Here is a 22,561-nt window from a genome sequence, read left to right as displayed (position 1 = left end):
ACCGCCCGGCGTCACGACGGGCATCGTCGGCTCGGTAGGCTTCCGGCCATGACGAGCATGTGGGGTGCTCCGCTACATCGCCGGTGGCGGGGAGGGCGGCTGACAGACCCGCGCCAGGCCAATTTCCTGACGCTGGCGTCGCTGCGTTGGGTGCTGCGCAACAAGGCGTACACCCCGTGGTACCTGGTCCGGTATTGGCGACTGCTGAAGTTCAAACTGCAGAATCCGCACATCATCACCCGCGGAATGGTGTTCCTGGGCAAGGGCGTCGAAATCCACTGCACGCCGGAACTGGCCCAGCTCGAGATCGGCCGATGGGTACACATCGGGGACAAGAACACCATTCGCGCCCACGAAGGGTCGCTGCGGTTCGGCGACAAGGTGGTGCTGGGCCGCGACAACGTCATCAACTGCTATCTCGACATCGAGCTGGGTGACTCGGCGCTGATGGCCGATTGGTGCTACGTCTGCGATTTCGATCACCGGATGGACGACATAACGCTGCCGATCAAGGATCAGGGCATCATCAAGTCGCCGGTGCGGATCGGACCCGACACGTGGGTCGGTGTGAAGGTCTCGGTGCTGCGCGGCACGTCCGTCGGGCGGGGTTGCGTGTTGGGCTCGCACGCGGTGGTCCGAGGCGTCATCCCGGACTATTCGATCGCGGTCGGCGCGCCGGCCAAGGTCGTAAAGAACCGCAAGTTGTCCTGGGAGACCTCAGCCGCTCAGCGAGCCGAACTGGCCGCCGCCCTGGCCGACATCGAACGCAAGAAGGCCGCGCAGTAGTCCAGCGCATAGAAAATCTTCAGGACTGGTCTACTCAGGTTGGTCGTCGACCTTGAAATCGAAGTTGACCTCGCCGCCCACCACCTCGATGACGGTCACGTTGATCCCGTATTTCTTTGTGCCGTCAACGAGTTCGCAACGCAGGGTGGCTCCCTGGTAGCCCTTCAAGTTCTCCGGGCAGGTTACTGTGTCCGGCCGCTGGCCGACCTGCTGGTACAGCTTGTCGCTGATGATGTGGGCCACCTGGTTCTTGTCAACCGTCTCTACCATGTCGAACTTGACATCGGAACCTTCGACGCTGGTGACGGTGACGTTGACGTTGTAGGTCTCGTCTTTGACCTTCATCTCGCAGTTGGTTTGCGCCCCAACCTTTGCCGGCAGATCTTCCGGGCAACTCACCGAGCTGGGCTTGTTGCCGTTGGCGTCGGTCATCTTGTTGATGATCTGGCCGGCCACGTCTTTCTTGCTCACCGACTTCGGCCCGGACGAACCGACCGAGCAGGAGCAGGCGCTGGCGCCTGCGATCAGGCCGCCGGCCGCAACCGAGACCAGCAATGTGCGGACGATCCGAGCCATGAAGCGCCTCCTGGTGTGCACAACTGTGAATCGGCTGATGATTGCACGCCGGTGGCGATCTGAAAAGTGGTTACGGCAAACTTGGAATCTGCCGAACGGGTGCACGCTCAGCTGATGTCGCGGTAGCGGCGCAACGCCTCCTGCCGTTCGGCGGCGTGGTCGACGATCGGCGCGGGATACCCCGGTGGCCGTTCAACCTTGAGCAGATGAACGTCGTCGACACCGGCCAACTCTGGAATCCAGCGACGGATGTAATCGCCTGTGGGATCGAACTTCTCGCCCTGCTTGGTGGGATTGAACACCCGGAAGTATGGTGCGGCGTCGGTTCCGCAGCCCGCCGCCCACTGCCACCCGTGCTGGTTGTTGGCCATATCGCCGTCCACCAACTGCTCCAGGAACCAACGGGCGCCCCACTGCCACGGCAGGTGCAGGTCCTTCACCAGAAATGAGGCGACGGTCATGCGCACCCGGTTATGCATGAACCCGGTCTCGCGCAGTTGGCGCATCCCGGCATCGACCAACGGGAACCCGGTTTCACCCGCTGTCCACGCCTGGTAGCGCTGATCCGCCAGGGTGTCGGTGTCGGTCTGAATGTCATCGAAGTCGGTGTTCCAATTGTGCCAGGCGCTGTGTGGCCAGTGATGCAGCACCGAAGCATAAAAGTCACGAAACGCTAACTCGCGCAGATATTCTCGTCTACCCGCGCGGCGCAGATCCAGGTCGGCGGCCATGGTCCGGGGGTGTATCGTACCGAACTTCAGATGCGCCGACATGCGGCTCGTCGCGGCCAGGTCCGGCCGATTACGCTCCGACCCGTAATGCTCGATGCGGTCCTCGACGAACTCGGCCCACTGCGAAAGTGCTTGTGCCTCACCGGCGCCGATGTCCAGCGTTGCACCGGGATCGGGAATCTGCGCCTGCTCCTGGCCGGACTCCGAAGGATCCAGCCACCGCGCCGAATCGGCCCCGGTCTGCGCCGGCGATCGCCACCCGACATCGCGCCACCTGCGCAAGAACGGCGTGAACACCTTGTACGGCGTGCCGTCGTCCTTGGTGACGCGGCCGGGCGAGACCAGGTAGGGCGACCCGGTAGCAACGAGCGGCACCGAACCCAGAGCGGCGGACACATTTGCGTCGCGGCGCCGACCGAACGGGGCGAAATCCTGCGTGACATGCACCGCGGAAGCATTAATTTGCTTGGCGAGCAAGGGGATTAACTGCTCAGGGCGGCCTCGGACAACCAGCAACCGACCGTCCAGATCGCCGCTGAGTTGCCGGAGCGCGTCGCCCAGGTACTGCAGGCGCCTTGGCCCCGATGAAGCCTCCAAGCGCGGGTCCAGGACGAAACAGGCCAATATTTCGCGCTTTTCGGCAGGCTTTTCGGCATCGCTGTCGGCCGCGGCGGCCAGCGCCGGATGGTCACCCAACCGCAGGTCGCGCCGAAACCACAACAGAGAAGTCACTAGCGGTTGAGCCGCCAGATATCGGTGGACAACACCGCTGCGAAACCACACCACAACGGGTAGGGCGAAAGCGCAGCCCCGGCCCGGGGGTCGGCTTCGGCGGCACGCCGGACGAGATCGGCGCTGCTGACCGCGAGTGCCGCCGCTCCCAGTGCCGAAGCGCCGAGCTTGTGGTAGCGGAAGAACAACCAACTCCAGCCCGCGTTGAGTACCAGGTTGGCACCGAGCGCGCGGATGTAGCTGCGGGCCTTGTCCTCCCGCCCGGTGGCCCGAAACCTGTCGACGACCGTCGCCGAGCTCACCGCGATATCGGTGTAGAGCGTCGTCCAGACCAACGGAAAGGCGACGGACGGTGGTTGATAGCGCGGTTTGCGGATCCGCGCGAACCATGTGGGCGTGTTGCCGCTGCCGGGGCTGGCGACGCTTCCGGTGCCCGCCGCGGCGGCGACGGCCAGGCCGGTTCCGGCCAGAGTTGACTTATTCACGTTGACACCCTTCAGTTTTGACACCAGAGAAGCTGGCCGGCCACCAGATGCGGTCGCCGATCAGTGCGAACAGCGCCGGAATAACCAGCGTCCGTACGATGAAAGTGTCGAGCAAGATGCCTAAGCCCACGATGATTCCCAGTTGGGTCATCACGATGAGGGGCAACACTCCGAGCACGCAAAAGACCGCGGCCAGAACGATTCCGGCGCTGGTGATGACACCGCCAGTGGCCGACACCGCGCGGATCATCCCGTCGCGCGCGGCGCGCCCCCCGGTCGCCGCGATGGCTTCCTCCCGGGCGCGGGTCACCAAGAAGATCGTGTAGTCCACCCCGAGTGCCGCCAGGAACAGGAACGCGTACAGGGGAGTGATGTTGTCCAAGGCCGGGAACCCGAACACGTGGATGCTGGTCCAACCCCCCAGGCCCAGCGCGGCCAGGGCGCCCAAAATCGTTGCGGCCAGTAGTGTCGGCGGCGCGAGGGCGGATCGCAGCAACGCATAGAGGACGAGCAGGATGACCCCGAGGATCGCCGGGATCAGCAACTCCCGATCATGCACGGCCGCATCGCGCGCATCGAGTGCCTGCGCGTCGGGCCCACCCACCACGGCTCCGGCATCTTTGGTGGAATGACGAAGCGCCGCAACCGTATTGAACGCCTGCGGTGATGACGGCGCCGCGTCGATCACCACCGACCATTTCGTCAAGCCCGTATTCGACTCGCCGGACCGGTTCGCCGACGCCACGCCGGGGGTCGCAGTGATCGCCTGTTGCACGGACTCCGCCTGTGCGCTGGGAGCGATGACGACGGTGGGGTTGGCCAGCCCGGCGGGAAAGTGAGCGGACACGATGTCGAATCCGGTCACCGAATCGGCCTTGACGCGAAATTGTTCAGTCTGTGACAGCCCGATTCGGATACCGAACAGCCCGGTTGCCAGGACGGCCAACAACACGATGGTGACGGAGCCGACCAGGACCGGGCGGCGGGCCACCCGCTGTGCGATCCGGTGCCAAATGCCGGTCTCAGAGTCCGAATCGGCCGCGTCGGTCGCCGTCGGGATGAACGGCCAGAACAATCGCCTACCGCACAGCGCCAACAGCGGTGGCAACAGCACCAGCACCGACAAGGCGGCAACCAGGAGGCCGCAAGCAGCCAGCGCACCCAGGCTGCGGGTGCTCGGAGTCGAAGCGAAGACGAGGGTGAGCAACGCCAGCACCACGGTCGCGTTGCTCGCCACGATTGCCGGTCCCGCCATCCGTACCGCACGCCGCAGGGCGTCCCGGTGGTCGGGCTGGCGCCGGAGCTCTTGGCGGTAGCGCGAAATCAACAGCAGCGCATAGTTCGTGCCCGCGCCGAACACCAAGACACTGGTGATGCCCGAGGTGGAGCCATCGAAGTTCAGGCCGGTCAGCGAGGCCACCCCGGTGCCCACCGAATTGGCGACCCGATCGGCGAAGCCGATGACAACCAATGGCACCAGCCACAGCACGGGGGAGCGGTAGGTAACGATCAGCAGCAGCGCCACCACTGCCGCGGTCACTGCGAGCAGAGTGATGTTGGCGTTGGTGAACGCGTTGGCGATGTCGGCGCCGAAGGCGGGTCCGCCGGTGACGTGTACGGCCATGCCCTCGGGAAGGGAGTTGCCGGCAGCGCTGCGTAGGTCGGCGACGGTGTCGCTGAGCGTCAAACCGGAAAGATCGGCCTTGATGGGGACTATCGCGATGGCTGCCTGGCCGTCGGATGAGACGAAAGACGGGGCCGGCGGGCCTTCCGGCTGCGCGATCGCCAGCATCCGGTCTCGGGCCTCGTCGGCGGCTCGACGCAGTGCGGGACCGTCGACCTCCCTGCCACCGGAAGCGCTGACCACGACGATCAGCGGGACCCGATCACCGCCGGAGAACTGGGCAGAGAGTTTGTCCACCTTGGCCGAGTCCGAGTCGGTAGGAACCGACAACGGTGCCTGGGTCGCCGCTGCGTTGCCGCCGATCAACACCATCAACCCGCTCGCCAGCAGCAGTAAGCCCAATCCGAGGATCCATGAGCGTCGACCCGTCAGCGTTGCGGCGACTCCCTCCCAAGTCACCAGTCAAGCATTTCAGTGAATTAAACATTAATCAACTGAAATGAAGCGTAATTCCGGTTACGCTGAGGATCGCAATGGATCCTGATGGGCAGGCCTGTTCCCGGGATGCGCTCGAGTCGCTGATCTCGGCCGATCTGCGGGAGATGTCGACCGAATCCGACCAGATCGGTCGGCTGTTCGCGACGCGTCAAGACGTGCGCCCGACGGACTTTCGTGCCCTGCTGCACATCATGGTCGCCGAATCCGCTGGTCAACCGCTGACGTCAGGCGACCTCAGCCAGCGGATGGGCCTGTCCGGTGCGGCGATCACCTACCTGGTGGATCGACTCATCGACTCCGGACATATTCGCCGCGATTCGCACCCCTCTGACCGCCGCAAAGTGATCCTGCGCTACTCCGAACCCGGCCTGGCTACCGCTCGGTCGTTCTTCACCCCGCTGGGCAGACATACGCACCACGCGCTGACCGATTTTTCCGACGCCGACCTGGCCGCGGCGCATCGTGTCTTCGGCGCACTCATTGCGGCTATGCGCGGCTTTCAGACGGAGTTGGGCACGACCTGACCGGTTTGAGCGCTCGGTGCCGACGCGCCAGTACCTGAGGCTAGATGTGCTGTAGCGCAAGATGATTCGCGCTACTCCGATAGCAGTGCTGCCTTGAGACCTGCCGGGTCGGCCACGGTGACCGTGAGCGCGGAGTGGTCTTTGAAGCCGATGACCCGCGGTAGCGGCGGGTCGAAATGGATGCAGACTCCCGCCGCCGCGTTGGTGCCGAAGGTCAGGCCGTCGTCGACCAGTGACAACCGCGGACCCACTGCCGTCCACCATCGGTAGGGCCCGGTGATGTGGGCATCGCGCACGCTGGACAAGGGCGCTGACGCGCGCAACGGTCCGTAGCGGGCCAGGAAGCGGCCGTCGTTGGTAAGCGTTACTCCTTGTTGGCGACCCCATCGAAACGGCAGCCACAGCGGTGCGAGTCGCCGGTCGTAGTGGTAGGGAAAGTGGCGGTCACCGCCGTGCTCGGCATCCATCTGCCCGCTCCCCTCGCTGCTACAACGCTTCGAAGGTTACTGCTAGCGGGCGAGTCTCTGCACGAACTGCCGTCGACCGATGAGCGCATCCTCGATGATCTGCAGGGCTTCGGGTACGGATTTCACCAATTGCAGGCCGTGGTCGCGGACGATTCTCAGCAGCGGACGCAGGGCGATTCCACTGACGATGCCGCAGTACAGCCCTTTCTTGTGCTGCTCGTGGTTGAGTGCCAGCAGCTCCTGGAACCCTTCGATTCCCAGAAATTCCAACTGAGCGAGATCAAGGATCAGCGGTGACCCCAGATGGGCGAAGCGGCGGATTTCCGTGGCGACACGGCCGGCGTTGGATCCGTCAATTGCGCCGTCTATGCGCAGCACGGTTGCCAGGCTGCGTGCATACACGGATAGTTGGGCCCCGCCGCAGTCGATCGCGTAGCGATAGCGGGGATGGGTGCGGTCGGGTGAATCTACAGCATGCATTTGAAAAGCCAATCGGGATAGTGAGGGCTGGATAGAGCGCGTGCCCCGGAGACTTCAGCTGTGGACTCAACTGGTTATGAGCTTATACCCAGCCCACGAGTAGTGCGGTGGCCGAAACTATGGTTGCGGACAGCCAAAAGCTCAGAACGGCAGCAACTTTCGCCAGAAGCGGCATCGCTGCGAATCTGTAGGTAGTCGTTCAAGTTTTCGTTTTGTGGACAGAGTAACTTAACTTGATTAATAGTTCAATAAATTAACAAGCACCACGGGTGCGGGTACGATCGGAACTGTTCGCGGTGAGATGCCACGATTGCAGAATCTGGTGCCGGCTTGGGTACCTGAGGGGGATGGATAGACGAAATGGGGTGCCCGTGTTCACCTGGGTTGTGACCTCGATAGGAAAGATCGTCGAGGCGGCGGGCTCGGTGGTGGGTTACCGCGGCACCGAGGAGCCTGCCCATACCGCTGAGAAGCTGACCAAAAGCGTGGACATCCGCCGCTACGACGCGCGGATCGCTGCCGAGACCACAGTCAGCGCAGGAGAACAAGCGGCTCGCAATGTAGGTTTTCGCCGGCTGGCTCGCTACATTTTCGGCGCCAACCACCAACAGTTGACTAACACTGTTGTCCAGCAGAGCAGCGTTGAGGATGGCCAGAAGATTGCTATGACGGCACCGGTATCGCAGGCCGCTGCCGGTGCCGGCGACTGGGTGATCCGCTTTTTCATGCCCGCGGATCAAACACTGGGGACGTTGCCCGAACCCGATGATGCCGACATCAAACTCGTCACCATCCCGCCGGAGACCGTTGCAGTGCGCCGTTTTTCGGGTAATCCGAGCGCCAAGGCGGTAGCCACGCAGACCGAAAAGCTGCTCAACACCCTCGTCGAGTTCGGATTCGAAGCAACAGGCACCCCGTCCGCCTGGTTCTACGACCCACCCTGGACCCTCCCGGCATTGCGCCGCAACGAAATCGCTGTCCCGGTCCGGTCTAGCTCATGACCGGCAACCGCAACGAGATGACAAACCGCAAACGTCGGCACATCGACGTGTGCAGACAAGAAGACGTGGGATTTCACGGGGTGACCACCGGGCTGGAACGGTACCGACTGCCCTACGACGCCCTCACTCAAACCAACCTCGACGACATCGACCTGTCGCTGGACTTCCTCGGAAAGCGTTTGTGCGCACCAATTGTGGTTGGCGCGATGACGGGCGGCTCCGAACTGTCGGGCACCATAAATCGGAACCTGGCGACGGCCGCACAACAACTGGGCATCGGGATGATGCTGGGGTCCCAGCGGGTGATGCTTGACAGCGCTATGGGCGAGCAAGCCGCCGGCAGCTTCACCGTGCGAGACGTCGCGCCGGACGTGTTGCTATTCGGCAACATCGGCATCTCGCAGTTCACGAAGGACGCCGTACCCGACATCGCGCGAGCGCTCGATAGGGTGGGCGCCGATGTCCTTGCCGTGCATACCAATCCACTTCAGGAGGTGATGCAGCGCAACGGCGACACAGACTTTGCGGGCTCACTCGACCGCCTGCACGACGTGACTGCAATGCTGGATTACCCGGTGCTGCTCAAGGAAGTCGGCCACGGAATCGGCTCCGCCGCCATTGCTGAACTATTGCGCCTGACCGGTGAACCGCCGATAGCGGCCATCGATGTCGCCGGCGCGGGAGGAACGTCGTGGTCGAGAGTGGAACAGTTAGTCCGCTACGGCGAGGTGCGTTATCCGGATTTGGCCGACTGGGGGATACCGACCGCGCAGGCGCTACTCGAAGTGCGAGCGGCCTTACCCGAGCTTCCGCTGGTTGCCTCCGGCGGAATTCGGACCGGGATGGACGCGGCCAAAGCACTCGCTCTGGGTGCCGACGTGGTGGCGCTGGCCCGTCCGCTACTGTCCGCCGCGATCGAGTCCGCAACTGCCGCAACGGCTTTGTTGCAGAATTTCATCGACGAGTTGCGGATCTGTCTGCATTGTTGCGGCACACCGGATCTGCCGGCACTGCGCAAACTGGGCGCGTTGCGCATCCCCTAGAGGCGTCAAATGGCAGTAATTCTCGCTTACGGCTCACCGGCACTAGGACATTTGTATCCGCTGAGTGCTCTGCTGATCGAGTTGATGCGACGCGGCCACGAGGTGCATTTGCGCACCATGGGTAGCGAAGTTGCGGCCATGCGTCGCACCGGAATGCACGTCGAAGCGATCGACCCGCGCATCGAAGCGATGGTCGGGCAGGATTGGCTGGCCCGCGGTGCTCTGGACGTACTGCGACGGTCCATCGAGGTGCTTTGCCGGCGAGCGGTGGTCGAAGTCGACGACCTCGCGCGTGCGATCGCGCAGGTGCGCCCGGACCTGATCGTCGTCGACGCAAACTGTTGGGGTGCGATTTGCGCGGCCGACGTCGGCGACCTTCCGTGGGTGGTGTTCTCGCCGTTCACCCCCTACCTGCGCTCGCGCTCGGCGCCACCCTTCGGGCCGGGGCTGCGGCCACTGCGCGGTCCGGTCGGCCGAATCCGCGATGCATCGTTTCGCCCGTTCGTCAGGTTCCTGTTCGATCGACCGATGCTGCCGCCTATCAACGCATTACGGGCGGGTTTGGGCGCGCCGCCGGTCCGCTCCGTGGACGAACTGATGCGCCGCGCGCCGCTGCTGCTGGCAGTCGGAGGAGAGCCGTTCGAATACCCGCACCCGGACTGGAGTGAACGCGTGCACTTCCTCGGGGCGTGCGTATTCGAGCCGGATTGCGAACCGGTGCCGCCCTGGTTGGAAGCAATCGATCGACCCGTCGTGCTGGTCAACACGTCCTCGATCGCACAAGCTGACGCCGAATTGGGCCGTGTCGCGTTGCGGGCGCTGGCGCACGAGCCGGTACATGTGGTGGCCACCTTCCCGGCAGGCGTGCCGCCCGGACTGCCGCAGCCGCCCAACGCGACGGTGTGCCAGTTCCTTGCGCACGCGCCGGTGCTTGACCGTGCGCGCTGTGTGGTCACGCACGGCGGCATGGGAACCACCGTCAAGGCACTCGACCGAGGCATCCCCGTCTGCGTGGTGCCCTATGCCCGTGACCAGGCCGAAGTTGCGCGCCGCGTCCAGGTCGCGCGCTGCGGTACCCGGCTGCCACCAAAGCGGCTCACTCCGGCACGACTACGCGCCGCCGTCCTTGAGGCCGCGGCAATGGCCGATGGAGCGCGGCGGGTTGCCGCAGGTTTCGCTGCGACGGGCGGTGTCACCCGTGGGGCAGAACTGATCGAGCAGCGGCTGCTGTCAACGGTTGGGGGCGGTGGAGCGCGCCGCTCCCTGCCGCCGGCGTGCGGGCGCGGCGCTGCGCCCGAGTTCCGTTGAGGCTTCGGCGGCGGGGGCGAGCAGGTCGTGCTCGAACTTCGACATTCCGGCAATCATCGCCTGGAAGACCCGGTGCGCGGCGGCCAGATCCTTGTCGGACAGATCCGCCATCGCCTCGCTGATGTGACCGCCGAGCGGCTGAAAAAATCCGTGGGCCAGTGCCATACCGCGGCTCTCGTACCTCAACAGCCATTTGCGCCGGTCTGCCGGATCGGGTTCACGCCTGATGTGGCCCGACTCGATCATCCGGTCGACCAGATAGGTGATCGCTGGTGGAGATACGTCCATGCGTTGCCGCAGTTGGGCCAGTGTCAACGGCTTGCCGGCGGTTTCGGCCACCATGATGTGCAGCAACGCGTGGAAATCGCCGCTGCTGACGTCATTTTCACGCGCGAAGTGCCGACCAATGCGATCAGACTGCGCGGTTAGTGCGCGCATATCCGCCGACAGCCGCTTCTCCAAATCCACCCTGTCGCGAGATTCGGTAGTACGCAGCTTGGTTGTCACCTGCCCGTTTCCTTCATCGAATACACAGGGTACGGCGTCTCGGGCGCGGTTACGCGTCGGCGCTACTCCTTGGTCGGGTCGTGCCCCCAGTTCATCAGCGAATAGCGCCACGACGAGCCGTCGATATCGCCGCTGGGGCGTTGGGCGAGGTGGCGCTTGGCGTAGCCGACGACTTTGCGCATGTGCGCGTAGTCATCGTCTTTCAAGTCGGCCCGCTTGGTACGCAGGATCGAGACGATGCGTCGTCCACTGGCGTGGCCAGTGGACTCCTGGCTTCCCCGCTTCTGACCCACCTCCCGGGATTGACCTGTCTGTAGCCATTTTTCGATTTCGCGAGGGGTCATATTGACCGTCTCTTTGAATTCTTTCCACGTGGTGTCGTGATCCGCGTCGCCCATGCCCGAAGCGGTCACTTCCCACGGCGGCGCAGCGCGCCGGGTTTGTGCACGGCATCCTTGCCGGTTTTGTCACTGCGCACCAGGTATTGAGGTTCGTCCGTGGACGCGCGCACCGTGCGCCCGGCCGCCTCGGTATCGGAGGTGATCTTCTTTTCTACTTTGCCTTTGACGTTGTTTCCGTGGCTTTTCCACGAGACTTCTTCGCCCGCGGTGAACTCCTTGTCGGCCAATTTAATCCCCCTAGGTAGTTAAGTTACTTAACCAGTATCAGCGGGGTACCCCGGTTTGCGGTGTTGAACCCCGAGCGCAACCCAGGACACCGCGGCGGCTAGGAAAGCGAGCTTTTGCGCGGTCCCCACCCGGGTCGCGGGAAATGCGACGCCGGCCACGTATCGACCGGTAAACCCGGAGTCGGGCAAGGGCGGCATTGCGGCCCGCTCGCGCGCCCAGCTCTCCAACGAGGTGAGGGGACAGGGGAATTTCAGTGCCACCACACCGACCCCCCAACACACGGCGGGCAGGTGCAGCCACAATGAGCGACGCCAACGCAACGCGAGAAAGCCACCGCTGGGCAGGTAGATCAGATATGCCAAGTGCGCGACCACGGTGGCGATGACGACGCCGAAATATGCTTTCCTCATCGCTGATTCAGAGTAGAGCTAGTGCTCGCCGCCGCGCCACCGAGCGGCTTCAGCCACCGCACCGCAACTGGTACCGACGCTCGGCGTAGGCCAGATCATCGCGCCACAACCGGTTCGCCGCGTGGCGCATCAGCGGTGTGATCAGCCCGGCCGCGTTGCGCGCCATCTTGAACCCCGGACGTGGTGACTGCGCGATGACCGCCTCGACGACGGCCACCCGCGGCCGGCCGTCGTGTCCCGGTCCCATTGGGGTGGCGTGGGTTTCGACGACACTGCCCGCGCCCTCACCTTCGACGATGCGCATCGTGATGGTGCGGGCATCAGGGCAGGTGAACTCGGCGATGGTAGGCACACCGAGACGTCCGATGCGGAAGGTGACCGAGACGACGAAGCGGTCGTCTTCGGCCGTGGGGGTGGTGAGTACCTCGAGCCGCGTGAATGAATACGGGTGAAACCAATTGCCGTGCCAGGGATCGAGACGATTGGCGATGATGTCGCATGGCTCGCAGACACCCACGACCCGGGTGACCGCCGCCAGCGCATCGCCGCCCGGCCGGGGGGACAGCACCGGAAGCTCCCGCGGCGCTTCGCCACCCACCGAATCCAGTCGCACCCAGGCCAGCACCCCGTCGTCGTGGCTCGGCAATGGCGCCCAGCCGAGTTTGCATGTGTTGCCGTCGAGCGCCAGCCCGTGCCATCGACAGAACAAGACGCCGCCGGAAACGACTCCGGTGGCCAGATCGGCACCCAGGTGCGGGCAGGCACCGGGACCCACTCGCAACTGACCGGCCTGATCGCGCCAGGCGACGAGTTCCACACCGGCTACGCGTGTCCCGAATGGGCGGCCTCTCCGCACCTCCCGGCTCGCCGCGAATGCATACCAATTTCCGGTGGGACGGCGTTGTGACCGATCCAGCGCGGCCTCGATGATGCCGGGCTGCGCCGCTCCATAGGTCGGGCGTTGTTGCGCCCAGGAGACCCGCGGAACCACCTGCAGTGGCCAATCTTTCGGCCAGTCTTTAGCCCACTTACGACGAAACCGATCACCGATGCTCATGGGTGCCTTGCTTTTGTCGGGCAGCCAGTGACCGCAGCAGCGCCGAACGTCCGCGAATCGGAACCGTGTACAGGTCGTGGCCGGCCAAACCCCACTGACTCAGTAGGTGGTTCGCGGCCGTCCAGCCCGTCGTGGCCGCGCGTTCCATCAGGGCCACGGGCAGATCGATGCGAATCCCGTCGCCGGCCAACGTCAGGCCCGGCAGTGGGGTGACGACCGTCGGGCGCCGCGTGTAGGTACCGGGTGTGAACAGCGGGCAATCGCCTCGTCGCAGCACCCGCTGGTGAATGATCTTGGCGGACATGGTTTCTGGATACAACTTGTGCAGCTGCTCGACGCCGTCCTCGATAGACATACTGGGATCCATTGCATAGGAATGTAATTCGACGACAGAACCGCCGTTGTGCCGGCTCCATTCGGCGGCCTCGGCTTCGTAGCGTTCCAGCACGCTGATGTTGTCCAGCGGTTTGTGACCCGCAGTTCCCAGGAAAGGAGCGCGGGTTGAGTTCACCGGGCGGTCCAGCCAGAGCCGGTGCACCACAAAGGACGGCGCGGTGCGTAGTCGTCCTATCTGGGTGCGCCAGGCATCATCGCTCAGACCGGCGGAGTCGGCAACAATCCGTTGCAGCCCAGCCACATCGACGGCCAGCACCACGGCGTCGGCATCGATCGACTCGCCCGAATCGGTTTGAACGCGATAACCGCCGCGGTCGTTGGTCTCGACATGTTGTACGCCGGTCCCTAACCGAAACTGCACGCCACGTTCGCGCAGGTATTCACACAGCGGGTTCCACAGGCTCACGTCGAAATTGCTGTTTGCGACGTCGAAAATCAAGCCCTCGTTCGAACCCAGGAAGTAGATGTGGAACATCGTCGCGAGCTCACCGGCCGACAGCTGGGACGGTTCGGCAAAGAAGCTGCGGGAGAACACCTCGAACGCGAGGTGCCGCGCGCTTTCTGGGAAGTTGATGCTCTTCAGGAAGGTCTCTGCATCAATGTGATCCAGCTTGTGATAGATGTCGGGCACCGACACTGCCGCTAGGGGCGCGGCGGCGCGGGCGTCGATGCGGATCAGGTCGGAGAGCCGAAAGGTGGGGCTGCGCAACGCGAATGCCATGGCGTTGAACGGCGGCGTTTGCGGCAATCCCCGAAACCCGTCGCGGCGGCCGGCACCGTCGATCAGGGGATAATCGGTGACCGGTGTCAGCATTTCCAGCCGCGGGTCGACGCGACGAAGTAGGTCCCGGAGGTTGTAGTACTGGCGGAAGAAGGCGTGGAACCCGCGGTTCATGGCGAGATGGTCGCCATCGTGGCATTCGTTCCAGCCGCCGACCCGACCGCCGAGGTACTTCTCCTTCTCCACGACCTCGACGGCGACACCGCGCTCGGCAAGTCCGGTCGCGGCCGCCAGGCCGGCAATGCCGCCGCCGACGACGACGACGCGCGGCTGCGCGGACAGGTCGGCGGCGTCGGCCAATCCCGGGCGGGCGGGATGCCTGTGGCGACGACGGTCGGTCATTGGGGCACCTTCCCGGCCGGTGCCTTGCCGATGAACGTATGGACGACATCGCGTTCCCAGCCCGGCATCGTCTGGCTGTGTACTGAGCCAAAACCGGCGTCGGACATCCGGCGTGCAAACCTGCCGGCCCCGTCGAAGGTCAGGACACTGCGCCACAGGTGCCGATACAGGGTGGTGCTGCGGGTTCGCCACCAACCGGTGGGGATGATGATCCCCCAACACACGGCATGCCAGATTCGGGTAGCCGCGCGTGAATCCCGCACCGAATACTCATGCACGGCAAGGATTCCCCCCGGGCGCAGCAGAGCCCGGAAAGCGCGGAGCTGACGGTCGGAGTCGGCCAGATTCCGCAACAGATAGGCCGCGAAGATGCCGTCGAAGGGTCCGGTGATGCCGTGCTCGCCCAGGTCTTCGATGCGCGCGTGTACGAACCGGACCGACGGCGGCCACGATTTCGCCTGTGCGGCATCGAGCATGCCGCGAGACGCATCGACGGCAATGATCTCGGCCTCCGGTGCCGCGGCCAGCAACGCGGCCGTCGAAGCACCGGTGCCGCAACCGGCATCGAGCAGTCGTAATCCTCGGCCGTGTCCCGGCAAGTTCATACGATGCGCCGAGCGCGCCAAGTTGCTGTGATAGCCCGGGTTGGCTCCCACCAGTTTGTCGTAGGCGCTCGCGCCGACGTCGAATGCGTCGGGCACGTCGCTGCGAGCAAGACCTGTCTTATTCATATCTGCCGACTTGCACGTTGACGCTCCCACAGCAGCAGCACCCCGGTGACGAGTGCGAAACCGAACAAGAAGTCCTCGACCGGAATGTCGAACGGGAACCGCAGCCCGCTGGTGTGCCGCTCGTTATAGATTACGACCGGTGCGCTCAGTTTGGTAAGCCAGCCATCGACCGGGATCTGGAAGCCCAGCACGATCACCATCGACAGCCAGTAGGCCAGGCGCCGAAACAGGCCGGTGTGCAAAATCAGCAACTCCAACGCAACCACGGCCAGCACGGAAATCACCGCCGGCAGTGTGTATCCCAGCCCCGTCATCGCCGTCTGCTCCAGTCCAGGATGGTGCTGACCGCGTTGTAGGTCAGCAAGCCGCACAACGGAATTACCACAAAGAACAACACTTCCTCGATCGGTATATCCGGCGGGATCTCGATTCCGGTGATGTAGTTTTCGTTGTACGTCCACACTCGCGCCGCGATCGCTACCGCGTCCCACACCAAAAACACCGCAGCTACCGGCAATATCGCGACCACGACCCGGCGGGCGCGGCGGTAGACGCCGTCGCCGAAAATCTCCAGCGGTGCGGTGATCAAGAGGCACAGGCCGAGCACGATCAGGTATTGCCAGCGATCACTCACGCCGCACCACGCCTTCGATCATCGGGCTGGCCCCGCCGGGCCCGCCACGACTGGAACAGCGCGCTACCGGCGACCTGAAGTCGTCGCGTGGTACCCACCGTGGCGCGTTGGCTGAACACTGAAAAGTCGCTGTCCTCAATGCAATCCAAGATTTCGGAGTACAAAGTCAAAGCGGTTGCCACACACGGGCGTGACCGCGGTGCCAGCGTCTGGACTCCGTCGGCGGCGAATCGGTAGATCTCCCGGGTGATCTGGTGCTGCGCCGCAAGAGCATTGCGTACCCGCGCGTCGGTGTAGCGGTGCTCGTGACACCACGTCAGCAGGTCCCGGTCCACACCGTGCGCGGCGAGTTCGTCAGCCGGCAGATAGACGCGGTTGCGCACCAGGTCTTCGTCGACGTCGCGCAGGAAATTGGTGAGCTGAAACGCGCGCCCCAGCGCGGCGGCGTACGGTGCGGCCTCCTGCGCATCGGAGACGGTGCCCAGCACCGGAAGCATCTGCAGGCCAATGACTTCGGCCGAGCCGCGCATGTACAGCTCCAACGCGGCGCGATCCGGGTAGTCGGTGATGCTCAGATCCATCCGCATGGAGGTGAGGAAGTCCTCGAAGAGGTCGCCGGCGATGCCGTAGCGAGATATCGTGTGCGCGACCGCCGCCAGCACCGGCTCGTCGAAATGCTCTCCGCCGGCGAAGAATCGGTCGGACAGCCGCTGCAACCGTTCGGCACGGGTGGCAGTGTCCAAGTCGGGGTTGAACTCGTCGAGGATGTCGTCGGCGTGGCGTGCGAAGGCGTACAACGCATGGACGGCCGGACGTTGGTCGGGCGCAAGGAGTCTGGTGGCCAGAAAGTAGGTGCGCCCGTTGTCGGCGGCGATCTTTCGGCACCGGCGGTAGGCGGCGCGCAGCGCGGGATCTTCGATACCGGCGGCGTCAAGTTCGGTACGGATCATGACAATCGGGCCTTCAGGTCGACGATGGTGGCGCTCGCAGGCACTCCGGTGATGCGGTCTGCGGCGAGCCGTCCGGAGATCAGCGTGGTCGGCACCCCCACCCCGGGCACGGTCGACGATCCCGCCAGCACCGCGTTGTCGATGCCGCGCACCAGGTTGGTCGGGCGGAACGGCCCGGTTTGGGCGAAGGTGTGGGCGAGCGCGAACGGGCTGCCCGCTGCCATACCTTGACGTGCCCAGTCGGCCGGGGTGTCGACGTGCAGCAGTTCGACGTCGTCGTGGGGGCTACGCAGGTCCGGCAGCAGGCGTTCGGCCACCGCGTCGAGCATCGTCTGCGCATATGACTCGGTGGTGCTGGACCAGTCGATGCGCTGCTGGGACAGATTCGGCGCGGGCGCCAGTATGTAGAGCAGGTCGCGTCCCGCCGGGGCCAGCCCTGGGTCGCTGATCGTCGGCCGTGTCACCAGCAGCGACGGATCCCGCATCAGTTGGCCATGCCGAATGATGTCGGTGAATGTCTGCTCCCAGGCGTCGCCGAACAGGATCGTGTGGTGCGCCGGTGGTTCGGTTTGGACCTGGGCAGATGTGCGGCAACCCACGTGCAGCACGACCGCCGACGGCGCCGCGCGCAGGGCCAGTAACCGCTTTGGTCGCCGGCCCAGCAGTTCGTAGGTCTGCGGCAACTCGGTGGTCAACACCACCGCGTCGCAGGCGATGCGCTCACCGGCTGCGGTGATCACGGCCGTAATGCGTTCCCCGCTGCGTTCCAACGCGCTAACCGGCGATCCGTAGCGGAACCGCACCCCGGCGTCCTGGGCCGCCGCGGCCAGCGCGTCGGGCAGCGCTCGGACGCCGCCCCGTGGGAAGAACACTCCTGAGACCGTGTCCATGTAGGCGATAACGGCATAGACCGCCAACGCATCTTGGGGTGCCACCCCGGCGTACAGAGACTGGAAGGTGAAGACCCGTCGCAGCCGTGGATCGCTGAGGTGACGCCCGACCATCGTTCCCCAACGGCGGAACCCGCCGATCGCGGCCAACCGCGCCAGGGCAGGGGTCAGCATGGACAACGGCGAGTCGAAATTGGCGTCGATGAAACCCGCGAATTCGGTGCGGTAGAGCCGCTCCAGCCAGTCGCGCAACGCACGGTAACCGGCGGCCTCGGCTGCGCCGGCGAAATCTGCCACCGCGGCGGCCATCCGGTCGGCATCGGTGTGGACATCGATAGCGCTCCCGTCGGCAAACTTGGCCCGGTAGGCCGGCTCGACCGGCATCAGTTCCACCCGGTGATCCATTGATTCACCGACCGCGGCGAACACTTCCTCGATGATGTCGGGCATCGTGAGAACCGTTGGCCCCGTGTCGATCCGGTAGCCGTTGATGTCGCGACGGCCCGCTCTACCGCCGGGCCAGGGTTCACGCTCGAGCACAGTGACCTCGCGGCCTCGGCCGTAGAGGTGCAGTGCCGCGGAGAGTCCCGCGAATCCGGCACCGACCACGACCACGTGGTCGGTTCGTCCGCCTACCGATCGCATCAGTCCGTCTCCCGCACGTTCATGCCGCCCGCCGCGTGCACACGTCCGCCATATCGATCAGCGCCGCCCGCATCGAAGGATCAATTCCGCTGTCGTCCAACGCTTTCTGGGCCATCTTTACGCGTTGGGCGATCATCTTCTCGATCCTTCGCACGGCTCCGGTGGCGAAAATGAGATCCCGCCAGTGGTCGATGGCGGCGTCGTCGAGAGCGTCGGTGTTCATCAGTTCATCGAAGTGCTGTCGGGTCGAAGTGTCGGCCAGCTCGTACGCGGCGACGACGACGCTGGTTGTCTTGCGTTCGGCCAGATCGCCGGCGTTGGGCTTGCCAGTTGTGCCGGGCGAGCCGAAAATGCCCAGAATGTCGTCGCGGAGCTGGAAGGCTTCGCCGATTGCGTAGCCGTATTCGCCCAGCTTTCCCAGCGTGCGCTCGTCGCAGCCGGCCATCGCCGCACCGATTTCCAACGGGCGGCGCACCGTGTAGTTGCCGGACTTCATCCGGATCATGTCCAGCACCGATCCCATGGTGGGCATGTTGTGCAAATCCATTGCCAGATCGGCGAATTGGCCAATAGCCAGTTCGGTGCGCATGACGTCGTATCGTGGCCAGGCGCGGTCCAGCTGGCGGCTCCCCAGGCCGCAGTCCCGCAGCATCTGTTCGGCCCAGATCAGGCACAAGTCGCCGAGCAACACCGCGGCCGATTCCCCGAACCGGCGCGCGGACCCGGACAGGCCATGCCCGCGATGCCAACCGGCGAACTGGACGTGCGCGGCGGGACGTCCACGCCGGGAATCCGAATCGTCCATCACGTCGTCTTGCAGCAGCGCGAAAGCGTGCAGCAACTCCAAACTGGCGGCGGCTGAGAGCGCGGCAGCACTGGGAGGTGCGCCGCACAGCCAACCCAGATACATGAACGTCGAGCGCAGACACTTACCGCCTTGGACGAACTCGAGCAGGATCTCACCGGCCGCGGTCACGCCGCACTTACTCAATTCGCCCGCGCCCCGCGCGGCCACGAACTCGGCTACTTCGGCAAGCACGCTGCGTCGCAAACCTTGTCGCCACGAGGCCAATTGGACGCCAGCGGGGAAGGGGACACGCGGCGTGACGTCGGGCAGGCGCACGCGCGGAAACTCACGCAAAGCCTCCACCGAATCCTCCTTCGCAAGGTTGCCAGTCTCCTCGGCCAACCGCTGACCCGAACGACCCAGAATCACGCGTTCATACCCCCTTTGCGCGAAAGGAAACCCCCGACCGCCCTCGGGCTGCCGCGCTGGCCTGACGGCCTAGCTTCAGTTATTTAATCGTTAATTTAATGAATGATTATCCTCACCGCCAGTCCGGGATGCGGCGAAAGGAAAGTCCGGGGCCGTCGTCGCACCGGTCTGCGCCTACCGGACGGCGGTGGACGCTGGGGTTGCGGTCTGGGCGTTTGGCCGGCTTTCGCGAGGGTATCCGGGCGCCAGCAGTAACAAATGACGGGCGGTGAGCGTCGATGAAAACGGTGTGCAGCGCGACCCTCCCGATGGCGGCCGCGCTAGCGCTTCTGATGCTGTGGCTTGTCGTGCCAAAGCGGGTGGACGCAAACGCTGAGGTAGCGGTATATCCCGGTATGGAAATCCATCAGGGCGACACGGTTTGCACGCTTGGTTATGTTTCAGCACGGCTTCGGATGGCGGTCACCATAGGCCGGTGCAATGGCGCCCCGATAGTGACGGACAAAAACCGCGTTCCGATCGGGACGGTGCTTCGGACCAGCCACGACATCGCAGACCACGAGGCTGCTGACTCGTCAAAGTTGGCGGCCGAGTACGAGATCATCGGACTTGCGCCAGAAGCCAACGCCACAGATCTGCTACCGAACGGTCGCCAGTTGGTCGTCGACCCGGCGCTGCGCATGCAAACCGGTCTGCCCGTCTGCCGAATGCGAAACACGGTGGAACAAGTGTGCGGGTCGATTGATGCGGCGAATCATCGCCGCTTCACCGTCAACCGATGGCAAGGCGAACCACGCGACCTGGGTGGACCGGTCTATGCCGTTCCTGACGACAAACGTGCGGTACTGATCGGACTGGTGGAAAGCGCGCGCGGCTCGGTACTGGAGGCACAGTCCTGGCCGGCCCTGATGCAACAAGTTCATGCCGACACGCGCTCGTCGGGCACGCAGCGGGCGGTCAGGTTGGTCAGCCACAGCCAGTAGGCAGCACGGCAGAGGTTTTCCTCCCGCGATAACGGGAATCCGCCGCCGGTGAACGTTTCCGATCTCATCGCCCTGCCCTTCCAGTGGGGATCCGCAATCCGAGGCAAACGATTTTTCCATCCACTCGGTGTGGTGGCGGAGGGCTCCATCAAACGTCTCGCACCAGCGGGACGAGGCCTACCGATACCGTCGTCGGACGTCGTCGCCCGGTTCTCCAAGGCCACCGGCACCCCCGGAGCCCTACCCGACTTCATCGGACTGGCAATCCGGGTTCCCGCTACCCGCGCAGAGGCCGAACCATGGGACGTCCTGCTCGTCTCCGCCGGCTCTGGCGTACTGACCCGAGCACTGGCACTTCGACCGGTGACATCGTGGTCAGGACAAACCTTGACCACCCTGATGCCGCTGAACTACGGCGGAAAGAAGTGGTGGCTACGGGCCCGGATCGAAAGCGAAATCGACGGAACCGGAGTGTCGCTCGACGACATTCGAACGCGAATCGATGCCGACGGTGTCGATGTGGCTCTCGATCAAGCTTGCGGCAGTTCGGAATTCGAGAAGTTGGGCCGACTGACATTGACCAGTGTGGTCGAACTGGCACCGGGCGAAGATGTTTCGTTCGATCCGGTACTCAACACCGCCCCCGGCGTGAAGCTATTTCCGGGCTGGCTCGCCGACTTGCGGGCCAGCGCTTACTCGCGCAGCCGAAGCGGCAGAGACGCGGATTAACCCCGGCTGATCCAAATCGGCTACGCGGTGCGTCCCAGCAGGTGCCGCAAGGCCAACTCCAAGTCGGGCCAACGGAACCGGTGCTCGGCCTGGCTCAGTCGCGCGGCACTGACCCGCTGACTAGCCAGCGCGAGTTCGCGGGCGCCCTGGGCGCCGAGTAGCACCCGCGGACCCAGTGACGGCACCGGCAGGACCGCGGGACGGTGCAACACCCGGGCCAGTACGCGGGTGTACTCCGCATTGCGAACGGGTTGTGGGGCAACGGCATTCACCGGCCCCGCCAACTCGGTGTCCCAGAGCGCACGGTGATAGATGTCGACCAGATCGTCGATCCCGATCCAGGAGAGCCACTGCTGGCCGTCGCCGAGTCGGCCGCCCAGTCCGGCGGTGAACAGCGGTCGCATCAGCTGCAAAGTACCGCCGGCAGGTGACTGCACGATCCCGGTGCGCACGTGCACGACCCGCGCTCCGACGTGCTCGGCGGCTTCGGTGGCGTCCTCCCAGTCGGCGACGACGTCGGCGAGGAACCCGTCGCCGCGGCTGCTGTCTTCGGTGAGTGGTTCGTCGCCGCGGTCATAGCCGTAGATTCCAACGGCCGAAGCCGAGATCAGCACCGGTGTCCCGCTACGCGCCACCAGTTCGGCCAGCCGACGCGTCGGACCTATTCGGCTGTCGCGGACGGCCTTTCGATGCTTGTCGGAGAATCGGCCCGCGATCGAGGCACCCGCCAGGTGGATGACCGCATCCACGTCACGCAGCAGGTCGGGGTCGGGGTCATCCGGGTTCCACTGCCGCTGATCGGGATTCTCGGCGGTGCCCCGGACCAGCCGGATGACCCGATGGCCGCCGGTGCTCAAGAAGGCGGCCAGCGCCGTGCCGACGAGGCCCGACGAACCCGTCACGGCCACGGTGGACGGCGCAAGACCCAGCCGGGCTGCCCGCCCATGTACGGCGAGGTCGTCGGCCAACTGGCGGTGCCGGTAGACGAACATGGCCCGCAACGCAGACTTCGGCACCGGGGTTTCCACCCGGTCGATCACCCGGGTCTGGGTGTCGGAGACTTCTTCGAAATCGTGGATGTGCCGCCAACGCCCGATGATGCGCGGTGGCAGCGAGGCCAACCCGGCACTGCTGAGCACGTCGACGAAACGCCTTGGCGGATCGTATGAATCGGCCTGATGCTCGGCGACCCAGCGCAGGCCGCCCGGCAAGCCGAGGATGGCGCGGCCGTCCTTGAGCGAGTCGGTCTCGGAGATCAACCGCATGGGTGACCACGGCGGCGAGAGCCTGGCGAAGGCACCCGGCCTGGCGTGCCAGGCGAATACCTGGTCGCGTGGCGCGTCGATCACGCTGGTGTGGATGATGCCCATTTGAAGCCCTCTCCAGGACGTTACCGGCAGTGCGTC

General features: G+C 64.7%; 26 protein-coding genes. 7 read left to right on the top strand and 19 right to left on the bottom strand.

Translation table 11 applies throughout. The annotated features are described in order from the left end of the window. Window positions 1-48 precede the first annotated feature (48 nt). Window positions 49-786, top strand: coding sequence for an acyltransferase (locus A5634_RS09765; RefSeq protein ID WP_065143843.1), 738 nt, complete (start codon window positions 49-51; stop codon window positions 784-786). A gap of 30 nt (window positions 787-816) precedes the next feature. Here A5634_RS09765 and A5634_RS09760 read toward each other — a convergent pair whose 3' ends face one another. From A5634_RS09760 to A5634_RS09745, 4 genes are all read right to left on the bottom strand, one after another. Continuing rightward, window positions 817-1,362: a DUF4333 domain-containing protein gene (locus tag A5634_RS09760; RefSeq protein WP_065143842.1), complete on the bottom strand. Its 546-nt coding sequence runs from the start codon at window positions 1,360-1,362 to the stop codon at window positions 817-819. A gap of 107 nt (window positions 1,363-1,469) precedes the next feature. Next, window positions 1,470-2,825 (bottom strand): cryptochrome/photolyase family protein, encoded by a 1,356-nt coding sequence (locus A5634_RS09755; protein ID WP_065143841.1) that lies wholly within the window; start codon window positions 2,823-2,825, stop codon window positions 1,470-1,472. Next, window positions 2,825-3,310 carry a TspO/MBR family protein gene (locus tag A5634_RS09750; RefSeq protein ID WP_065143840.1) on the bottom strand — a complete coding sequence of 162 codons (486 nt, stop codon included), beginning with the start codon at window positions 3,308-3,310 and terminating at the stop codon, window positions 2,825-2,827. The genes A5634_RS09755 and A5634_RS09750 overlap by 1 nt, the downstream gene beginning before the upstream one ends. Next, window positions 3,303-5,393, bottom strand: a complete 2,091-nt coding sequence (locus tag A5634_RS09745) for an MMPL family transporter (RefSeq protein WP_253861532.1) — start codon at window positions 5,391-5,393, stop codon at window positions 3,303-3,305. Before A5634_RS09745 ends, A5634_RS09750 begins: the two co-directional genes overlap by 8 nt. Before the next feature lie 74 nt (window positions 5,394-5,467). Here A5634_RS09745 and A5634_RS09740 point away from each other — a divergent pair, with 74 nt between their 5' ends. Further along, window positions 5,468-5,956, top strand: a complete 489-nt coding sequence (locus A5634_RS09740; protein WP_065143839.1) for a MarR family winged helix-turn-helix transcriptional regulator — start codon at window positions 5,468-5,470, stop codon at window positions 5,954-5,956. A gap of 71 nt (window positions 5,957-6,027) precedes the next feature. On the opposite strand, the gene A5634_RS09735 is transcribed toward A5634_RS09740, so the two are convergent. Together A5634_RS09735 and A5634_RS09730 are read right to left on the bottom strand one after the other, a co-directional pair. Next, complete coding sequence (locus A5634_RS09735; protein ID WP_065143838.1) at window positions 6,028-6,423, bottom strand: hypothetical protein; 396 nt, start codon at window positions 6,421-6,423, stop codon at window positions 6,028-6,030. 42 nt (window positions 6,424-6,465) lie between these two features. Then, window positions 6,466-6,903, bottom strand: coding sequence for an STAS domain-containing protein (locus A5634_RS09730; protein WP_155769453.1), 438 nt, complete (start codon window positions 6,901-6,903; stop codon window positions 6,466-6,468). 347 nt (window positions 6,904-7,250) lie between these two features. On the opposite strand from A5634_RS09730, the gene A5634_RS09725 reads away from it, so the two are divergent. From A5634_RS09725 to A5634_RS09715, 3 genes are read left to right on the top strand one after another with little or no spacing between them, the layout of a single operon-like run. Further along, window positions 7,251-7,904, top strand: coding sequence for an SOUL family heme-binding protein (locus A5634_RS09725; RefSeq protein WP_065143837.1), 654 nt, complete (start codon window positions 7,251-7,253; stop codon window positions 7,902-7,904). Continuing rightward, window positions 7,901-8,947, top strand: coding sequence for a type 2 isopentenyl-diphosphate Delta-isomerase (gene fni, locus A5634_RS09720; RefSeq protein ID WP_065143836.1), 1,047 nt, complete (start codon window positions 7,901-7,903; stop codon window positions 8,945-8,947). Before A5634_RS09725 ends, fni begins: the two co-directional genes overlap by 4 nt. A gap of 9 nt (window positions 8,948-8,956) precedes the next feature. Continuing rightward, window positions 8,957-10,255, top strand: a complete 1,299-nt coding sequence (locus A5634_RS09715) for a glycosyltransferase (RefSeq protein WP_081290317.1) — start codon at window positions 8,957-8,959, stop codon at window positions 10,253-10,255. Here the strand turns inward: A5634_RS09715 and A5634_RS09710 are convergent. The 12 genes from A5634_RS09710 to A5634_RS09655 form a co-directional block, all read right to left on the bottom strand. Continuing rightward, a complete protein-coding gene (locus A5634_RS09710) occupies window positions 10,178-10,693 on the bottom strand; it encodes a MarR family winged helix-turn-helix transcriptional regulator (RefSeq protein ID WP_081290320.1) in 516 nt (171 codons plus the stop codon). The two genes, A5634_RS09715 and A5634_RS09710, sit on opposite strands and share 78 nt — an antisense overlap. 131 nt (window positions 10,694-10,824) lie before the next feature. Further along, entirely contained in the window at window positions 10,825-11,160 is a 336-nt protein-coding gene (locus A5634_RS09705; RefSeq protein ID WP_065143835.1) for a DUF3140 domain-containing protein, read from the bottom strand. Window positions 11,161-11,171: 11 nt separating this feature from the next. After that, window positions 11,172-11,390, bottom strand: coding sequence for a DUF2945 domain-containing protein (locus A5634_RS09700; protein WP_065143834.1), 219 nt, complete (start codon window positions 11,388-11,390; stop codon window positions 11,172-11,174). Window positions 11,391-11,417: 27 nt separating this feature from the next. Beyond that, a complete protein-coding gene (locus A5634_RS09695; protein WP_065143833.1) occupies window positions 11,418-11,801 on the bottom strand; it encodes a DUF2784 domain-containing protein in 384 nt (127 codons plus the stop codon). 49 nt (window positions 11,802-11,850) lie between these two features. Beyond that, window positions 11,851-12,858, bottom strand: a complete 1,008-nt coding sequence (locus A5634_RS09690; RefSeq protein ID WP_065143832.1) for a DUF5914 domain-containing protein — start codon at window positions 12,856-12,858, stop codon at window positions 11,851-11,853. Further along, window positions 12,845-14,377: an FAD-dependent oxidoreductase gene (locus tag A5634_RS09685; protein WP_065143831.1), complete on the bottom strand. Its 1,533-nt coding sequence runs from the start codon at window positions 14,375-14,377 to the stop codon at window positions 12,845-12,847. The genes A5634_RS09690 and A5634_RS09685 overlap by 14 nt, the downstream gene beginning before the upstream one ends. After that, window positions 14,374-15,108: a class I SAM-dependent methyltransferase gene (locus A5634_RS09680; RefSeq protein WP_065143830.1), complete on the bottom strand. Its 735-nt coding sequence runs from the start codon at window positions 15,106-15,108 to the stop codon at window positions 14,374-14,376. The genes A5634_RS09685 and A5634_RS09680 overlap by 4 nt, the downstream gene beginning before the upstream one ends. Then, window positions 15,105-15,422 (bottom strand): lycopene cyclase domain-containing protein, encoded by a 318-nt coding sequence (locus A5634_RS09675; RefSeq protein WP_065143829.1) that lies wholly within the window; start codon window positions 15,420-15,422, stop codon window positions 15,105-15,107. The genes A5634_RS09680 and A5634_RS09675 overlap by 4 nt, the downstream gene beginning before the upstream one ends. Beyond that, window positions 15,419-15,742, bottom strand: coding sequence for a lycopene cyclase domain-containing protein (locus A5634_RS09670; protein WP_065143828.1), 324 nt, complete (start codon window positions 15,740-15,742; stop codon window positions 15,419-15,421). Before A5634_RS09670 ends, A5634_RS09675 begins: the two co-directional genes overlap by 4 nt. Continuing rightward, window positions 15,739-16,692, bottom strand: coding sequence for a phytoene/squalene synthase family protein (locus A5634_RS09665; protein ID WP_065143827.1), 954 nt, complete (start codon window positions 16,690-16,692; stop codon window positions 15,739-15,741). Before A5634_RS09665 ends, A5634_RS09670 begins: the two co-directional genes overlap by 4 nt. Beyond that, window positions 16,689-18,227: a phytoene desaturase family protein gene (gene crtI, locus A5634_RS09660; protein WP_065143826.1), complete on the bottom strand. Its 1,539-nt coding sequence runs from the start codon at window positions 18,225-18,227 to the stop codon at window positions 16,689-16,691. Before crtI ends, A5634_RS09665 begins: the two co-directional genes overlap by 4 nt. A gap of 19 nt (window positions 18,228-18,246) precedes the next feature. Then, on the bottom strand, window positions 18,247-19,368 hold the full coding sequence (locus A5634_RS09655; protein ID WP_437339959.1) for a polyprenyl synthetase family protein: 1,122 nt from the start codon (window positions 19,366-19,368) through the stop codon (window positions 18,247-18,249). 353 nt (window positions 19,369-19,721) lie between these two features. Between A5634_RS09655 and A5634_RS09650 the strand changes: the two genes are divergently transcribed. Together A5634_RS09650 and A5634_RS09645 are read left to right on the top strand one after the other, a co-directional pair. Next, window positions 19,722-20,426 carry an Rv1815 family serine proteinase gene (locus A5634_RS09650; RefSeq protein WP_065143825.1) on the top strand — a complete coding sequence of 235 codons (705 nt, stop codon included), beginning with the start codon at window positions 19,722-19,724 and terminating at the stop codon, window positions 20,424-20,426. 48 nt (window positions 20,427-20,474) lie between these two features. After that, a complete protein-coding gene (locus A5634_RS09645; RefSeq protein WP_065143824.1) occupies window positions 20,475-21,155 on the top strand; it encodes a phosphodiesterase in 681 nt (226 codons plus the stop codon). Between the two features lie 20 nt (window positions 21,156-21,175). Here A5634_RS09645 and A5634_RS09640 read toward each other — a convergent pair whose 3' ends face one another. After that, window positions 21,176-22,525 carry a TIGR01777 family oxidoreductase gene (locus A5634_RS09640; RefSeq protein ID WP_065143823.1) on the bottom strand — a complete coding sequence of 450 codons (1,350 nt, stop codon included), beginning with the start codon at window positions 22,523-22,525 and terminating at the stop codon, window positions 21,176-21,178. Window positions 22,526-22,561: the final 36 nt, after the last annotated feature.

Source organism: Mycobacterium asiaticum (assembly GCF_001673365.1).
GTDB classification, from domain to species: domain Bacteria; phylum Actinomycetota; class Actinomycetes; order Mycobacteriales; family Mycobacteriaceae; genus Mycobacterium; species Mycobacterium asiaticum_A.
Note: the sequence above shows the minus strand (reverse complement) of the source record. Positions and strands in the feature narration are given on the sequence as shown.

What these genes read in the sequence shown, in the direction of transcription:
- A5634_RS09710 (WP_081290320.1), bottom strand. Translation starts at nt 10,693, where the DNA reads ATGCGCGCACTAACCGCGCAGTCTGATCGCATTGGTCGGCACTTCGCG.
- A5634_RS09725 (WP_065143837.1), top strand. Translation starts at nt 7,251, where the DNA reads ATGGATAGACGAAATGGGGTGCCCGTGTTCACCTGGGTTGTGACCTCG.
- A5634_RS09685 (WP_065143831.1), bottom strand. Translation starts at nt 14,377, where the DNA reads ATGACCGACCGTCGTCGCCACAGGCATCCCGCCCGCCCGGGATTGGCC.
- A5634_RS09675 (WP_065143829.1), bottom strand. Translation starts at nt 15,422, where the DNA reads ATGACGGGGCTGGGATACACACTGCCGGCGGTGATTTCCGTGCTGGCC.
- crtI (WP_065143826.1), bottom strand. Translation starts at nt 18,227, where the DNA reads ATGCGATCGGTAGGCGGACGAACCGACCACGTGGTCGTGGTCGGTGCC.
- A5634_RS09715 (WP_081290317.1), top strand. Translation starts at nt 8,957, where the DNA reads ATGGCAGTAATTCTCGCTTACGGCTCACCGGCACTAGGACATTTGTAT.
- A5634_RS09765 (WP_065143843.1), top strand. Translation starts at nt 49, where the DNA reads ATGACGAGCATGTGGGGTGCTCCGCTACATCGCCGGTGGCGGGGAGGG.
- A5634_RS09640 (WP_065143823.1), bottom strand. Translation starts at nt 22,525, where the DNA reads ATGGGCATCATCCACACCAGCGTGATCGACGCGCCACGCGACCAGGTA.
- A5634_RS09735 (WP_065143838.1), bottom strand. Translation starts at nt 6,423, where the DNA reads ATGGATGCCGAGCACGGCGGTGACCGCCACTTTCCCTACCACTACGAC.
- fni (WP_065143836.1), top strand. Translation starts at nt 7,901, where the DNA reads ATGACCGGCAACCGCAACGAGATGACAAACCGCAAACGTCGGCACATC.
- A5634_RS09680 (WP_065143830.1), bottom strand. Translation starts at nt 15,108, where the DNA reads ATGAATAAGACAGGTCTTGCTCGCAGCGACGTGCCCGACGCATTCGAC.
- A5634_RS09760 (WP_065143842.1), bottom strand. Translation starts at nt 1,362, where the DNA reads ATGGCTCGGATCGTCCGCACATTGCTGGTCTCGGTTGCGGCCGGCGGC.
- A5634_RS09665 (WP_065143827.1), bottom strand. Translation starts at nt 16,692, where the DNA reads ATGATCCGTACCGAACTTGACGCCGCCGGTATCGAAGATCCCGCGCTG.
- A5634_RS09740 (WP_065143839.1), top strand. Translation starts at nt 5,468, where the DNA reads ATGGATCCTGATGGGCAGGCCTGTTCCCGGGATGCGCTCGAGTCGCTG.
- A5634_RS09705 (WP_065143835.1), bottom strand. Translation starts at nt 11,160, where the DNA reads ATGGGCGACGCGGATCACGACACCACGTGGAAAGAATTCAAAGAGACG.
- A5634_RS09690 (WP_065143832.1), bottom strand. Translation starts at nt 12,858, where the DNA reads ATGAGCATCGGTGATCGGTTTCGTCGTAAGTGGGCTAAAGACTGGCCG.
- A5634_RS09730 (WP_155769453.1), bottom strand. Translation starts at nt 6,903, where the DNA reads ATGCATGCTGTAGATTCACCCGACCGCACCCATCCCCGCTATCGCTAC.
- A5634_RS09650 (WP_065143825.1), top strand. Translation starts at nt 19,722, where the DNA reads ATGAAAACGGTGTGCAGCGCGACCCTCCCGATGGCGGCCGCGCTAGCG.
- A5634_RS09695 (WP_065143833.1), bottom strand. Translation starts at nt 11,801, where the DNA reads ATGAGGAAAGCATATTTCGGCGTCGTCATCGCCACCGTGGTCGCGCAC.